Origin of the sequence: Kribbella antibiotica (assembly GCF_004349055.1) — a bacterium.
Lineage (GTDB): Bacteria > Actinomycetota > Actinomycetes > Propionibacteriales > Kribbellaceae > Kribbella > Kribbella antibiotica.
The window spans coordinates 15,791-28,493 of record NZ_SMKX01000119.1 but is presented as its reverse complement, the minus strand read 5'-3'; the positions used below and the strand labels follow the sequence as shown (position 1 = coordinate 28,493).

The 12,703-nt window shown below is 68.1% G+C and carries 12 protein-coding genes; 5 read left to right on the top strand and 7 right to left on the bottom strand.

The features are described from left to right. The first annotated feature begins 255 nt into the window (after window positions 1-255). Window positions 256-828: a TetR/AcrR family transcriptional regulator gene (locus E1263_RS30745; RefSeq protein ID WP_132173717.1), complete on the top strand. Its 573-nt coding sequence runs from the start codon at window positions 256-258 to the stop codon at window positions 826-828. Between the two features lie 89 nt (window positions 829-917). Here E1263_RS30745 and E1263_RS30740 read toward each other — a convergent pair whose 3' ends face one another. From E1263_RS30740 to E1263_RS30725, 4 genes are read right to left on the bottom strand one after another with little or no spacing between them, the layout of a single operon-like run. Then, on the bottom strand, window positions 918-1,868 hold the full coding sequence (locus E1263_RS30740) for a hypothetical protein (protein WP_132173715.1): 951 nt from the start codon (window positions 1,866-1,868) through the stop codon (window positions 918-920). 10 nt (window positions 1,869-1,878) lie between these two features. Next, window positions 1,879-2,460, bottom strand: a complete 582-nt coding sequence (locus E1263_RS30735; RefSeq protein ID WP_132173713.1) for a hypothetical protein — start codon at window positions 2,458-2,460, stop codon at window positions 1,879-1,881. Then, window positions 2,457-3,785, bottom strand: coding sequence for a ribonuclease E domain-containing protein (locus E1263_RS30730; protein WP_132173711.1), 1,329 nt, complete (start codon window positions 3,783-3,785; stop codon window positions 2,457-2,459). The genes E1263_RS30735 and E1263_RS30730 overlap by 4 nt, the downstream gene beginning before the upstream one ends. Window positions 3,786-3,793: 8 nt before the next feature. Then, window positions 3,794-4,375 carry a hypothetical protein gene (locus tag E1263_RS30725; RefSeq protein ID WP_132173709.1) on the bottom strand — a complete coding sequence of 194 codons (582 nt, stop codon included), beginning with the start codon at window positions 4,373-4,375 and terminating at the stop codon, window positions 3,794-3,796. A gap of 177 nt (window positions 4,376-4,552) precedes the next feature. Between E1263_RS30725 and E1263_RS30720 the strand changes: the two genes are divergently transcribed. Both E1263_RS30720 and E1263_RS30715 read left to right on the top strand, forming a co-directional pair. After that, window positions 4,553-5,707, top strand: coding sequence for a cystathionine gamma-synthase (locus E1263_RS30720; RefSeq protein WP_132173707.1), 1,155 nt, complete (start codon window positions 4,553-4,555; stop codon window positions 5,705-5,707). 72 nt (window positions 5,708-5,779) lie between these two features. Further along, entirely contained in the window at window positions 5,780-7,009 is a 1,230-nt protein-coding gene (locus tag E1263_RS30715) for an AI-2E family transporter (protein WP_132173705.1), read from the top strand. A 218-nt stretch (window positions 7,010-7,227) separates the two neighbouring features. On the opposite strand, the gene E1263_RS30710 is transcribed toward E1263_RS30715, so the two are convergent. Both E1263_RS30710 and E1263_RS30705 read right to left on the bottom strand, forming a co-directional pair. Then, complete coding sequence (locus E1263_RS30710; RefSeq protein ID WP_132173703.1) at window positions 7,228-8,850, bottom strand: MDR family MFS transporter; 1,623 nt, start codon at window positions 8,848-8,850, stop codon at window positions 7,228-7,230. Then, on the bottom strand, window positions 8,847-9,428 hold the full coding sequence (locus tag E1263_RS30705) for a MarR family winged helix-turn-helix transcriptional regulator (protein ID WP_132173701.1): 582 nt from the start codon (window positions 9,426-9,428) through the stop codon (window positions 8,847-8,849). Before E1263_RS30705 ends, E1263_RS30710 begins: the two co-directional genes overlap by 4 nt. Window positions 9,429-9,612: 184 nt before the next feature. Here E1263_RS30705 and E1263_RS30700 point away from each other — a divergent pair, with 184 nt between their 5' ends. After that, on the top strand, window positions 9,613-10,401 hold the full coding sequence (locus tag E1263_RS30700; RefSeq protein WP_132173699.1) for a CPBP family intramembrane glutamic endopeptidase: 789 nt from the start codon (window positions 9,613-9,615) through the stop codon (window positions 10,399-10,401). Beyond that, on the top strand, window positions 10,398-11,123 hold the full coding sequence (locus tag E1263_RS30695; RefSeq protein ID WP_132173697.1) for an SDR family oxidoreductase: 726 nt from the start codon (window positions 10,398-10,400) through the stop codon (window positions 11,121-11,123). Before E1263_RS30700 ends, E1263_RS30695 begins: the two co-directional genes overlap by 4 nt. On the opposite strand, the gene E1263_RS30690 is transcribed toward E1263_RS30695, so the two are convergent. After that, the gene (locus E1263_RS30690; RefSeq protein WP_132173695.1) at window positions 11,120-12,676 is read right to left on the bottom strand and encodes an amidohydrolase family protein; all 1,557 of its coding nucleotides are present in this window, start codon (window positions 12,674-12,676) and stop codon (window positions 11,120-11,122) included. The two genes, E1263_RS30695 and E1263_RS30690, sit on opposite strands and share 4 nt — an antisense overlap. Window positions 12,677-12,703: the final 27 nt, after the last annotated feature.

Genomic DNA, 12,703 nt, shown 5'->3' with positions numbered 1-12,703 from the left:
GTGCCTGGACCGACTCGTACTTGTCCGGCAGGAGGCTGGTCTGGTCCTTGCTGGTCACATCGCCGAGTGTCGGCGCGAAGGCGAGCACGGCGACAGCCGCGACCACCCACGCAGCGATCACCTTCCACGGGTTGTGGACGACGAACCGTCCGAGTCTGGTGAACATCCTCGTACCCCTCACATGATCTCTACCTGCCGGTCGGTAGGTAGGCTACCTGCCGCACGGTAGGTGGGTAAAGATGAGAGGGTGGAAACGTGCAGCACGCGACGAATCCCCGGGACACCAAGGCGGAGATCCACCACGCCGCGCTCGACCTGTTCTCCGCGCAGGGGTACGAGAAGACGAGCCTGCGCGAGATTGCCGAGCAGGTCGGCATCACCAAGGCGTCGCTCTACTACCACTACAAGTCCAAGCAGGAGCTGCTGCGCGCGATCATCGGGACGTTCGTCGACGACATCCGCGAGGTGATGGCGCGCGCCGACGGGCTCGACTGGTCACCGGCCGCAGCGCGGGAGCTGCTCAGTTCCTACCTGGATGTGCTGATCAGGAACCGGGCGAGCGGGCCGGCGCTGACCCGCGACATCGGCGCGGTCCTGGCCTCCATCGACGAAGACATCGAGGCCATCGTCACCACCAGCCGCCAGTTCCAGGTCTGGCTCGCCGGGCCCGATCCGACCTCGGTCGACCGCATTCGCGCCGCCGCCGCGATCGAGGCCCTCGGAGCCTCCATCTCCGCCGAACTCCCCATCGGCGAGATCTCCGACGCCGAACTCCACGCCACGCTGCTGGACGCCGCAATCACCCTGCTCCCATCCAAGCCCGACTAGCCGAGCGGCCGGTGCTCGATCGGCAGCTCCGCATTGTCGCCGCTCTCCCAAGTCAGTACGGCGTCGCCGCCCTTCTGTCTGTGGCGAGGCTACTTCCCCAACTCCGGCCCTTTCTCCGGCTGGTTTCCCGTCCCCCGCGACTGCGGCGCCTGCCCCTTGGCCTGGACCGCTCCTGCCGCAGGCGCCTGCCCGGAGTTGATGAGTGCCGCCATCAACATCGCCTGGTTGTCCTTGTCCATGGAGCCGACCAACGAGTTCAAAGCCGCCTGCCGATCAACCGCCGACGCAGCCGTCGCATACGCATGAACCTGAGAAGCCATGCCGGTGATCGCTGTGGGGGAGAGCTGCGCGCCGCCGGGGGCGGGTGCCGACTGGGCGTTCAGGTCGGGCGCGCTGAACTCCTTCATTGCGTGATAGCCGGCGGCTGCGCGGCCAGTCGTATTGCTGACCTTCTCCTGGAACCAGCGGGAGACGCGGCCTGCTGCCGCGGCGATGCCTTGGCCGGCGCGCACACCCGCGCGGCCAGTGGCCTGAGCCGCCGACACCGTGGCGTCGCGAGTGGTCGCCGCGCCGGTGCTGATTGCCTCCCGGGTTGCGGCAGCGCCGGAAGTGACGGCGTCGCGCGTTGCGGTGGCGCTGGAGACGACTGCGTCGCGAGTGGTGGTTGCGCCGGTGCTGATAGCGCGGCCGGCGCTGTCGAGACCGTCGCTGACCCGCGTGGCAGCCACCGCGGCGGTGACACCTGCGCGGTCGGCCAGGTCTGCCCCAGTCCGGGTTGCCCAGGCGGCGGCGTCGCGGCCGTACTGCTGGGTCTGCGAGACGAGCGACTGTGCGCCCTCGCTGAGACTCCGGCCGGCCTGGCGCGTGAATTCGATCGAACGGTTGACGGCGTTGTAGATCGGGGCGAGTGCCCGCTGCGTCTGCATCGACCGGCGCAGTGCTACCTGATCCGCCTGGTCCAGACTCGAGAGCCAGCGAACGGCCGCGTCCATATCTCCCTGCTGCCAGTGACCCTGCGGTCCTTGGTGTGGCGTGCTCATGGTCGACCTCCTAGTCGATGTAGACCGCGTAGCCGACATTCACCGTGCGCGTCAGCGGGTTCTGGGCCGGCTGGTCGCTGAACAGGTGGATCTGTGCGCCGGAGCGCAGCCAAACGGCGACGTGCCGCCGAGGCCCGAACCCGTTGGGGGTCCACCTCTTGAGGAAGCGCGGATCGGTGTAGTCACCGAGGTGGTCGGGCTCGCCCCAGTGCTTGCGCGCCAGTGCGAGGTGGTCCGGCCAGGCTGCGTCGATACCAGTTGCGGCTTCGGCCATGTCCTCCGGCTTGACCTCGTACCCGACCCAGCCGCTGTTGCGAGTGTCGGCGAACACCAGGCCGTCGTACGCGACGAGCGTGCTGCCGCGCTTGGTGGTGAACGCCCACGAGCACATCGTGGCGTCGATCTCCTCGCCCTGACCGAGCGGTACCGGTTGCCAGCCGGTGGCGTCGGTGACTCGTTGGACGAGCGCTCGGACGTGGGCGGGGCCGGCGGCATCGGTGTCGGGGCCGCCTACGGAGCTCCAGTCGGTGATCTCGGCCAGGTCGGCCATGGCCAGGTCGTCGTCGTCGAGCGGCCGGTCCGCTGTCTTCATCGGCTCGTTCTCCCGTTGGGGTCGTTCTTCTGATGGGTGGTCTGGCCTGTACTGCGGTCTGCCTTGTTCGGGTCGGCCTGTGCAGTCTTAGCGGCTAGCTCCGGCGTACTCGGCCGGACGCCGGCCGTGCCGTCGAACGCAGCAGCCGCAGCCCGGGTGGCCTCAGCCTTCCGAGCCGCCTCATTCGGCTGCTCACCTGCGGCCTGGAACGCCGGCTGCTCGACAGCAGGTCGTCCCGGCTGCCCAGGCTGGGTCGTCGGCTGCTCACCCGCCGCCTGGAATACCGGCTGCGCCGTCCCCCGAGGCTGAGCCGATTCGCCTTGTACGGCGGGCTGTTGCGGCGACTGCGGTTCGCCCGGCTGCTGCGCCTCGGGCTGCGCGGGCTGCTGTGTCGGCTGCTCGCCGGTGGCGGACTCAGCCCACTGCTGCGCCTCTGCCCGATCGGTCGGCACAACCTCGTGCTGCCCAACGTGTTGCTCAGCCGCGGGTGACTGAGCCGCAGGCTGCTCGACCGCAGGCTGCTCAGCGGTGGGGGACTGCGTCTCGGCCGATGGGGCTTCGGGCTGTTGCACCTCAGGCGACTGCACCTCAGGCTGTTGCTGCTGGTTCCCGGCAGCTTCCAGCGTGGCGAGTTGTTGTTCCAGGCCAGTGATCCGCTCGCGTAGCTGCCCGATCTCGCTGCGGATGGCTTCCATGCGCTGCGCCTGCTGATAAGCCTGCAGCTGCTCGGCGCTTTGCTGCGGGGCGAAGGACTCCTGCTGAGGACCCAACTGTTCGGCCGATAGGCCGGGACCGGTCTGGAACTCGCCAGGCGACTGCAGCGCCTGGGTCAGGTTCTGTTGGGCGAGGTAACCCAGGTCGCCACGTGTCATCGTGGAGTGCCCAACCTGGGCGCGCACGACGGGGTCCATCGTCTTGGCGTCCTTGGCCGCTTGCGCGTAGGCAGCCTTCAGCATCTTGGTGCCGCGACGCATGTCGCTCCACCGCGACACCGCGTTAGACAGCATGCCAACCAGCGAAGTCGACTGATTCCGCGGACCAGTGCCGCGATCCTGCGCAGCCCGACCCAGTGCGCCGAGCTCAGCGCGGGCGTTTCCGCTGTGCACCCCACTGACGCTGCGCTGAGCCATCGCGCTGAGGTCGCCGACGGACAGGTTGGCGCGGCCGATGCCTTCGCGGAGCGCCGGATCCATGTTCTTGACGTCCTTGCGCGCCATGGCGAACGCGGCCTTGAGGTCCTTCGTGCCTTGGCGTCCGGCCTTGCGGTACTCGCGGTTGAGACGACGGAGCTGCGGCCTGGTGAACTCGGGCGGGTTCTCGCTCATCAGCTCTCCTAGTCGAGGTACATGGCGTAGCTGACGCCAACTGCGGTGGTCAACGGGTCCTTGGACGGACGGATGCTGTAGAGCCGCAGCTCAGCGCCAGGCCGCATCCACACCGCCAGATGACGGTGGTCCGCGCCGGCACCCGGCGCCCACTCGTCGTCGAAGTCCGGGTTGCTGTCGTCACCGACGTAGTCCGGCTGACCGAAGTGCCGCGTCACCAGCGCCAGATGGTCCGGCCAGTGCGCATCCAGACCGGCCTCGGCGGCCCCGATGTCGTCCGGTCCGATCTCGAACGCGGACCAGCCACTGTCCGGGCAGTCGGCGAACACCAGGCCGTCGAACACGATGAGCGTCGTACGGCGTGGTGTCACGAAGCCCCAGGAGACCATCTCGTCGGCGATCGTCTCGCCCGCTTGGAGCGGCCAGGGCTGCCAGGCGGTCTGCCCCATCACGCGGTGGACCAGCGCCCGCACGACCTCCGGACCGGACTCGTCGCCGTCGGGACCCGCGATCACGGTCCAGTCCTGGATCTCGGCGAGATCGGCCAGCGCCAGGTCGTCCTGGTCCAATGGCCTGTCCTGCGTCCTCATCGCGTACCCGTCTCTCTGTATCCGTCAACTACTGCCAGCAACCGTAGGCGGCCGCGTGGGTCACTCACCAGGGGGTTCGACGGATCTGTGGATAACTTGGATCCCGGGTTTCCGGGGCGATGTCTCACGACCGAGCCGAGGTTCGGAGTACGGCAGACCAGGCCGTACGCTGGTCCGGTGAACTCCGAACACCACTACGGCTTCGAGACGCTCGCCATCCACGCCGGGAATGAGCCTGACCCGACCACTGGCGCAGTCGTCCCGCCGATCTACGCGACCAGCACCTACAAGCAGGACGGCGTCGGCGGTCTGCGCAACGGGTACGAGTACTCCCGTTCCGCGAACCCGACCCGCACCGCGCTGGAGGAGTGTCTGGCGGCAGTCGAGGCGGGCACCCGCGGTTTCGCGTTCGCGAGCGGCCTGGCCGCCGAGGACACGCTGATCCGGTCGCTGTGTGTGCCCGGCGACCACGTGGTGTTCCCCGACGACGCGTACGGCGGCACCTTCCGGCTGTTCTCGAAGGTGCTGGGCGCGTGGGGTGTCGAGATGACGCCGGCCGCGGTCACCAACCCGGAGGCGATCCGCGCTGCGATCCGCCCGGGCAAGACCAAGGTGGTCTGGCTGGAGACTCCGACCAACCCGCTGCTGAACGTCGCCGACATCGCCATCGTCGCCCAGATCGCGCATGACGCGGGCGCACTGCTGGTCGTCGACAACACGTTCGCCTCGCCGTACCTGCAGCAGCCGCTGGAGCTGGGCGCGGATGTCGTCGTGCACTCGACCACGAAGTACATGGGTGGGCACTCCGACGTCGTCGGTGGCGCACTGATCGTCCGCGACGCCGAGCTGGCCGAGAAGATCGGTTTCCACCAGAACGCGATCGGTGCAGTCGCCGGGCCGTTCGACTCATTCCTGGTACTGCGCGGGATCAAGACCCTCGGCGTACGGATGGATCGGCACAGCGACAACGCCGAGAAGGTCGTCGAGTTCCTGCAGCGGCACAAGTCCGTCAGCAAGGTCCTCTACCCGGGCGTCGAGGGCCACCCCGGCCACGAGACCGCTGCCAAGCAGATGAAGCGGTACGGCGGCATCGTGTCGTTCCGCGTCACCGGTGGCGAGGCGCAGGCGCTCGACATCTGCAACAAGGCCGAGGTCTTCACGCTGGGCGAGTCGCTCGGTGGTGTCGAGTCGCTGATCGAGCACCCGGGCAAGATGACGCACGCCTCGGTCGCCGGTACGCCGCTCGAGGTTCCGTCCGACCTGATTCGGCTGAGTGTCGGGATCGAGACCGTCGAGGACCTCCTCGAGGACCTCGAACGCGCGATGTCGTGATTTTTCAGTAGCTCGTCATGAAGGCCGGTGCGCTTGGCGTACCGGCCTTCTGCTGTTCGTTAGTCTCACTGCATGAGCGAGGACGGCAAGGCCAAGGACGAGAGTCCCGTCGCTGACAACGAGGTGGTCGACGAGACCGCCGACACGGTTCCGGCCGATCACGTGGTCGCGGCCTCGAGCCGCGGGCCGATCGACACCGGGGTCACGCCGGGAATGCAGATCGCGAGCGCCTGGTCCTGGCGGTTCCTGGTGATCGTCGCCGCCGTGGCCGTGATCGGGTTCGTGATGCAGTATCTGTCCGAGGTCGTCGTACCGGTGACTGTTGGCATCCTGCTGACCGCCTTGCTGATACCGATCACCAACGGCCTGCAGAAGCTACGCCTCCCGCGCGGGGCGGCGGCCGGCATCACGGTGGTCACGACGATCGTGCTGGTCGCCGGTCTGCTGACCCTGGTCGGAACGCAGATCGCCGGGCAGTTCCAGAGTCTGTCGACGCAGGTCGGCGAAGGCGTGCAGAAGCTGCGCGAGCTCGCCCGGCTGAACTTCGGCCTGACCGACAAAGACATCACCGGTGCCTTCAAGCAACTCCAGGACACGATCACCTCGGGCGGCGCGCTCGGTCAGCGCGCAGCCGAGGTCGGCTCGACCGCCACGCACGTGGTCGCCGGCCTGTTCATCTCGCTGTTCTGCCTGTTCTTCTTCCTCTACCAGGGCGACAAGATCTGGGCCTGGCTGGTCCGGCTCTTCCCGCGCCGGGCCCGGGACAAGGCCGACTCGTCCGGCCGCAAGGCCTGGGTCTCGCTGACCGCCTTCGTCCGCGCCACGATCATCGTCGCCGCGGTCGACGCTGTCGGCATCTCGGTCGGCGCAGCCATCCTCGGCCTCCCGCTGGTCGGCGCGATCGGCATCCTGGTCTTCGTCGGCTCCTTCATCCCCGTCATCGGTGCCCTCATCAGCGGCATCGTCGCGGTCCTCGTCGCCCTCGTTGCCAAGGGCCCGGTCGTCGCCATCATCATGCTGGCGGTCGTGATCGGCGTACAGCAGCTCGAGTCGCATGTCCTGCAGCCCTTCCTGCTCGGCCGCGCCGTCAGCGTCCACCCGTTGGCAGTCATCCTCGCCATCGCCACCGGCGTAGTGATCGCGGGCATCGTCGGCGCCCTGATCGCCGTACCGACTGCAGCAGTCCTCAACGCCGTCATCAACCACCTCGCCGGCAACGACCAGGAACCCGAACCACGCCGCCCCTTACCCAGACGAAAACCCCGTCAGGTCGAGGCCCCGGTAGCGGACGCCGAGGCCTAACCGCAGCAGCGCCCCATTTGATGGGCTGACCCATTCCGTTGTGGGTGAGCCCACTGCATGCGGTTGGCCCACCCACAACCCGGTGGGCTGACCCATCAAACGGGAGCCGGTACGGCGGCGTGCGGGCGACCGGCACGTCGTACCGGGCCTTGAGCGCCGAACGTGCGACGACCGGCCGCCTCCGCAGGGGAGGGGCCGGTCGTCGAGGGTAGTGCGGGTCAGTGCATCGAGGCCGCGGCCTGGGCTTCCAGCTCGATGTCCTCGTCGGACTTCGGGCCTTCTGTGCGGCCGGCCAGGCGCTGTTCCGGGGTGATGATCGCCAGGACGAGGGCGATCGCGAGGAACGGCAGGGAGACGAGGAAGACGTCGCCCATGGCGTCGACCAGGCCGTGCAGGGCCCAGCCCTTCATCGGCTCCTGCAGGGCGTGCAGCATCGGGACGCTGTTGGCCGCTTGGCTCAGCTTCTCGATCATGCCGGGGGCCGCGTTCGGGACCAGGGTGGTCAGGTGGTCGGTGAGGCGGCTGGTCAGCACGGTGCCGAAGACCGCCGTACCGATGGCGCCACCCATCGAGCGGAAGAAGGTCATCGTCGAGGTCGCGGTCCCCATGTGCTGGCGGGGAACGCTGTTCTGTGCGGCGGTGACGGTGATCTGCATCGACAGACCCAGGCCGGCGCCCATGATGAACATGTAGATGGCCAGGTGCCAGTACGGCGTGGTCATGCTCAGCGTGGACAGCAGCAGCATCGCGCCGGCGACGAGGATGGCCGAGAAGATCGGGTAGATCTTGTAGCGGCCACTCTTGCTCATCAGCTGGCCACTGGAGATCGATGCGGAGAAGATTCCGACGATCATCGGTAGCAGTGCCAGGCCCGAGCGGGTCGGGGACATGTCCTTGACTGCCTGCAGGTAGAGCGGCAGGAAGATCAGGGCCCCGAACATCGCGACACCCAGCAGGAACGCGAAGCCGGCGTACCCGGAGAAGATGCGGCCCTTGAAGAGGTCCATCGGGATGATCGGCTCGGCGACCCGGAGCTCGACGAAGACGAAGGCGACGGCGAGGACGACGGAGGAGACCAGCAGCGCGATCGTGGTGGCGGTGCCCCAGCCGTTGGTCGGGCCGCTCCAGGAGATGGCCAGCAGCAGCGTGGTGACGGCTGCGGTGACGACGGCGGCGCCGATGTAGTCGATCTTGTGCGAGCGCTTGACGTGCGGGAGCTTCAGTACGGCGGCGACGACGCCCAGGGCGACCAGGCCGATCGGCAGGTTGATCCAGAAGATCCAGCGCCAGCCGGGACCGTCGGTGAGCAGGCCGCCGAGCAGCGGGCCGGCGACGGACGACAGACCGAAGACGGCACCGAAGTACCCCATGTACTTGCCACGCTCACGCGGCGGGATCACGTCGCCGATGGTGGCGAACGCGAGCGACATCAGACCGCCGGCACCCAGACCCTGGACGGCCCGGAAGCCGATCAGCATCTCGATGTTCTGCGACAGCGCGGCCAGCACGGAGCCGGCCAGGAAGGTGACGATCGCCGCGATGAACAGCGGGCGGCGGCCGTAGAGGTCGGAGATCTTGCCCCACAGCGGGGTGGAGGCGGTCGAGGTCAGCAGGTACGCCGTGACCACCCAGGACAGTTTGTCCAGGCTGTTGAACTCACTGACGATCTGCGGCAGCGCGGTCCCGACGATGCTCTGGTCGAGTGCGGCCAGGAACATGCCGGCCATCAGGCCGCCGAGGACGACGAGGATCTGCTTGTGGGACAGGTACTGCGGGGCGTTGTCACCCGGTCCTGAAACGGGTGCGGCGCCGCCTGCAGTGGCGGGCTCGGTGGTGCTCATGTGGTGCTCTCCAGGTTCTTCTCGGTGTTCTCGCGGGCGGCGTCGTCCTCGACGTCGGGCGCGGAGTCTTCGGTACGGCGGGCGGCTTGCATGGCGGCCCAGCCTTTGTCGGCCCACGCGGTGTTCGGCGGGGCTTCGGTGCGGGCGGTGACGGCGTCGGCGAACCGCGTCATCAGGTGCCCGAAGGTCTCGATGTCCTGCTCCGACCAGCCTTCGAGTGCGGTGCTGAGCAGCTCCATCCGGCGGCGGGCGTTCTCTTCCCACTGCGCGATGCCCTGCTCGGTCAGCTCGACGCGGAAGGCGCGGCCGTCGCTGGGGTCGGGGGAGCGGCGGACCAGGCCGAGCTGCTCCAGCGCGCGGACGTGCCGGCTCGTGGTCGACGCGTCCAGCTCCATCCGGGCGGCCAGCTCGGACAGCCGCAGTGCGCCGCTGCAGCGCAGCGCGAACAGCGCGATGTGGGCGCTGTGGTCGATCGTGTCGCCGGGCTGCTTGGCCTTCAGCCGGCGGCCGATCCGGGTGAACGCGTGCATGACGCCCTCGATCGGGGTCTGGGGTGCGTACGCGTCGTTTACTTGCATGCTGCAAGCATATACATAGTTGTGTTACGCACGCAAATAGTTTCCGTTACCAACGAGTGAGCCGCCACTCATTTGCTCTCAGTGCCTCCAAAGTCACTTTGGGTGATTGGGGTGGAGTTAGTACTACCTGAAGGGGCGGCCCAGGCCCCTCGCGGCTACCGTCCGTGGCCGTCACGCTTGCGGGGTGACGACGACTGCAGTGCAGGAGAAGACGCTGACAAGACGCCGATTGGTTGAGTTCGGCGTCATCTGCATGGTGCTGACCTGGGTTCCGTACCTGTTCCTAGGCGTGCTGAAGGTGGATCTCGACGAGCCGGTGGGGCGGATCGTCTTCGGTCTGGCGGCCTCCGGACCGTCACTGGCCGCGCTGGTGATGTTCCTGTGGCACCGGGAGCGACGGCGGGTCGTCCGGTGGTCGCTGAGCTGGCCGATCGCAGCCGTCGTACTGGGTGCTGCCGCACCGCTGATCGCGACCGCCCTGATCGGCAACCTGGGCGAGCTGCCCGGCCACGCGAGCTCGGTGATCGCGGGAGCCGGCGGGATCCTTGGGGCCGCGGCCTACACGCTGCTGGCCGGTCCGATCGCGGAGGAGTTCGGTTGGCGTGTCTACGTACAGCCCCGGTTGCGCCAGTACTACGGCCTGGCCGCGACGACTGCGATCCTCGGTACGGCGTGGTGGCTGTGGCACGTGCCGCTGTTCTTCCTGCCGGGCACTGGCCAGTACGACGACGGGCTGTTCACCCAGCAGGGACTGATCTTCTTCCTGGAGATCTTCCCGCTGACCTTCCTCATGCTGTTCGTGACTGAGCGTCTGCGTGGCGGCGTACCCGCCGCGATCCTGCTGCACGCAGCGTGGAACCTGACGACGGAACTGGTGCCGCCGCTCGGTAACGGCGTCTGGTTGGAGCTGCTCGCGGTGACCGCCGTGGCGGGTGCTGCTGGTTGGTACTGGCGGCGTACCTTGCCTGCATGACTCAGGTGGCAGTGGTGACCGGTGGCGGGTCGGGGCTCGGACGAGAGATGGCGCTGGCGCTGGCTGCGGCCGGGTACGACGTCATCGTCACCGGGCGGACCGAATCGAAGCTCCAGGAGACTGTGTCGCTCGGTGCGGTCAAGGGGTACGCCGTACTCGACGTGAACGACGGAACCGCCGTACGGGCGTTCTTCGGGGACCTGCCGCGGATCGACGTACTGGTGAACAACGCCGGGACTGGTGCGCCGGCGGCCGCCGTACCGGATGTGTCGGAGGCGGACTGGCGGCGGGTGATCGATACGAACCTGACCGGGTCGTTCCTGTGTGCGCAGGCTGCGTTCGCACGGATGCTGGCGCAGGACCCGAAGGGTGGGCGGATCATCAACAACGGCTCGATCTCCGCGCACGTGCCGCGGCCGCAGAGCATCGCGTACACCGCCAGCAAGCACGCGATCACCGGGCTGACCAAGCAACTGGAGCTGGATGGCCGGCCGCATGGGATCACTGCTTGTCAGATCGACATCGGGAACGCAGCGACCGCGATGACCGAGCGGATGGAGCAGGGCGCGCTCCAGCCGGACGGGTCGATCGCGGTCGAGCCGACGTTCGATCCGAAGATCGTCGCGGACTTTGTGGTGCAGGTGTCGAAGCTGCCGACCTCGGTCGCCGTACCGCATCTGATGGTGATGGCGGCGGGGATGCCGTATGCGGGTCGTGGCTAAAGCTTGAGGTCGACGTCGGTCAGCGGATACCACTGACCGGACGGGTGCTGGTCGAGCATCGGGTCCTTCCAGCGCAGTCTGACGCGGTCGGGCTGCGCTTCGATGATGGTTGCCTCTTGCCAGTCGCCGTCGGTGCGCGCCCACCAGGTCTCACCGAGGCTGGGCAGGCCCCTCTGCTCGACCGTCTCGACCGCTGTGTCGTGGTCGCTGACCGGACCGAGTGCTGCGCCGAAGACGGTGGTCGGTAGGGAGCCGCCGGTCACCGGTACGACGTGGCCCAGCAGCTCGCCGTCCTCGCGGCGGATGTCTTCTGGAGCAGGGAAGCCGGGCCACATCTCCTTGAGCGCGTTGACTATCCGGTCCGTGGTCGCACCGATGAAGTGGATGCCGGCCAGCTCGGTCTGGTCGTCCATGGCGGTGGCGACCTCACCAGCGACCCAGGTGTTTTGAATGCGCTGGGTCGCGGTGATGTCGGTCAGCGGGTCGCCGTCCACCAGCAGGAGGTCGGCCCGAGCCCCCAAGGTCAGCCGGCCCCGGTCGCTGAGTCCGAACACCTCAGCCGGAGCTGCGGTCGCCGCCGTGATTGCCTCTGCCGGGGTGAGCCCGGCCGCCACGAGGTGCTGCAGCTCGCGGTGTAGGGATGCCCCGAACACCAGCCCCGGGTTAGGAGCATCGGTACCGGCCAGCACGGGCACACCGGCGCGGTGGAGCGCCAGCGTGTTCGCACTGGCAATGGCGTTGGTGGGGGCCTCGGGAGGCATCCACCGGCGCGACTGCTTGTCCAGCAATCGCCGCCACCGCGCAGGCATCCGAACCATCAGCTCCGCCTCCCCGAGCAGCGGCAGGTCGGCTGAGTCCGGTGTGGCGAAGCCGTCGGTGATGTCGAGGGTGGCGATGACTGCTACGCGTGCTTTGGCGACTGCCTCTACCTGTGCCGGGCTCATCGGGTCCGAGGGTGCGTGCGCGAGGACGTCTACGCCGCGATCGACCACAGTGACGGCACCAGTGGCTGTGGAGACGTGGGCGACCACCTTGAGGCCGCTGGCATGGGCGGCTTCAACCAGGGCTCGGATGGTGGGCTCGTCGAGGGTGGGGATGTTCATCGCCACGCCGGAGCCGTCGTCGTAGATGAGCTTGAGATGGTCGGCGCCTTCGGCGATGCGGTCGGCGACGAACTGCTTCGGGTCCTCTACGTACGGGAAGGGCTCGAAGGCGAGGGTGGGGTGGCCGCCGGGGGCAGTGGCGCCGATGGAGGACGTGCGGAAGTCGGCGCCCGCGGCTCGTTCGGCAGCGATCAGGTCGGGCTGACTGAACTGGTCGATCAGCGTGGTGACGCCGTACCGGGCAGCCAGGCGGGTCGCACCGGGGATCAGGTGGACATGGGCGTCGATGAGGCCGGGGAGCAGGGTGCCGCCGGTGACCAGTTCGTCGCCGGGGTGGGCGATGTCAGGTCCGCCGATCGCGGTGATGACGCCGTCGGCCACGCGGAGGCAGTCAGCGGCCAGTACAGCGCCGCGGTCGACGAGGCGGGTGTGGAGGAAGGTGATTGCCATGTGCCGGACGCTAAAGGCTGACGTAAC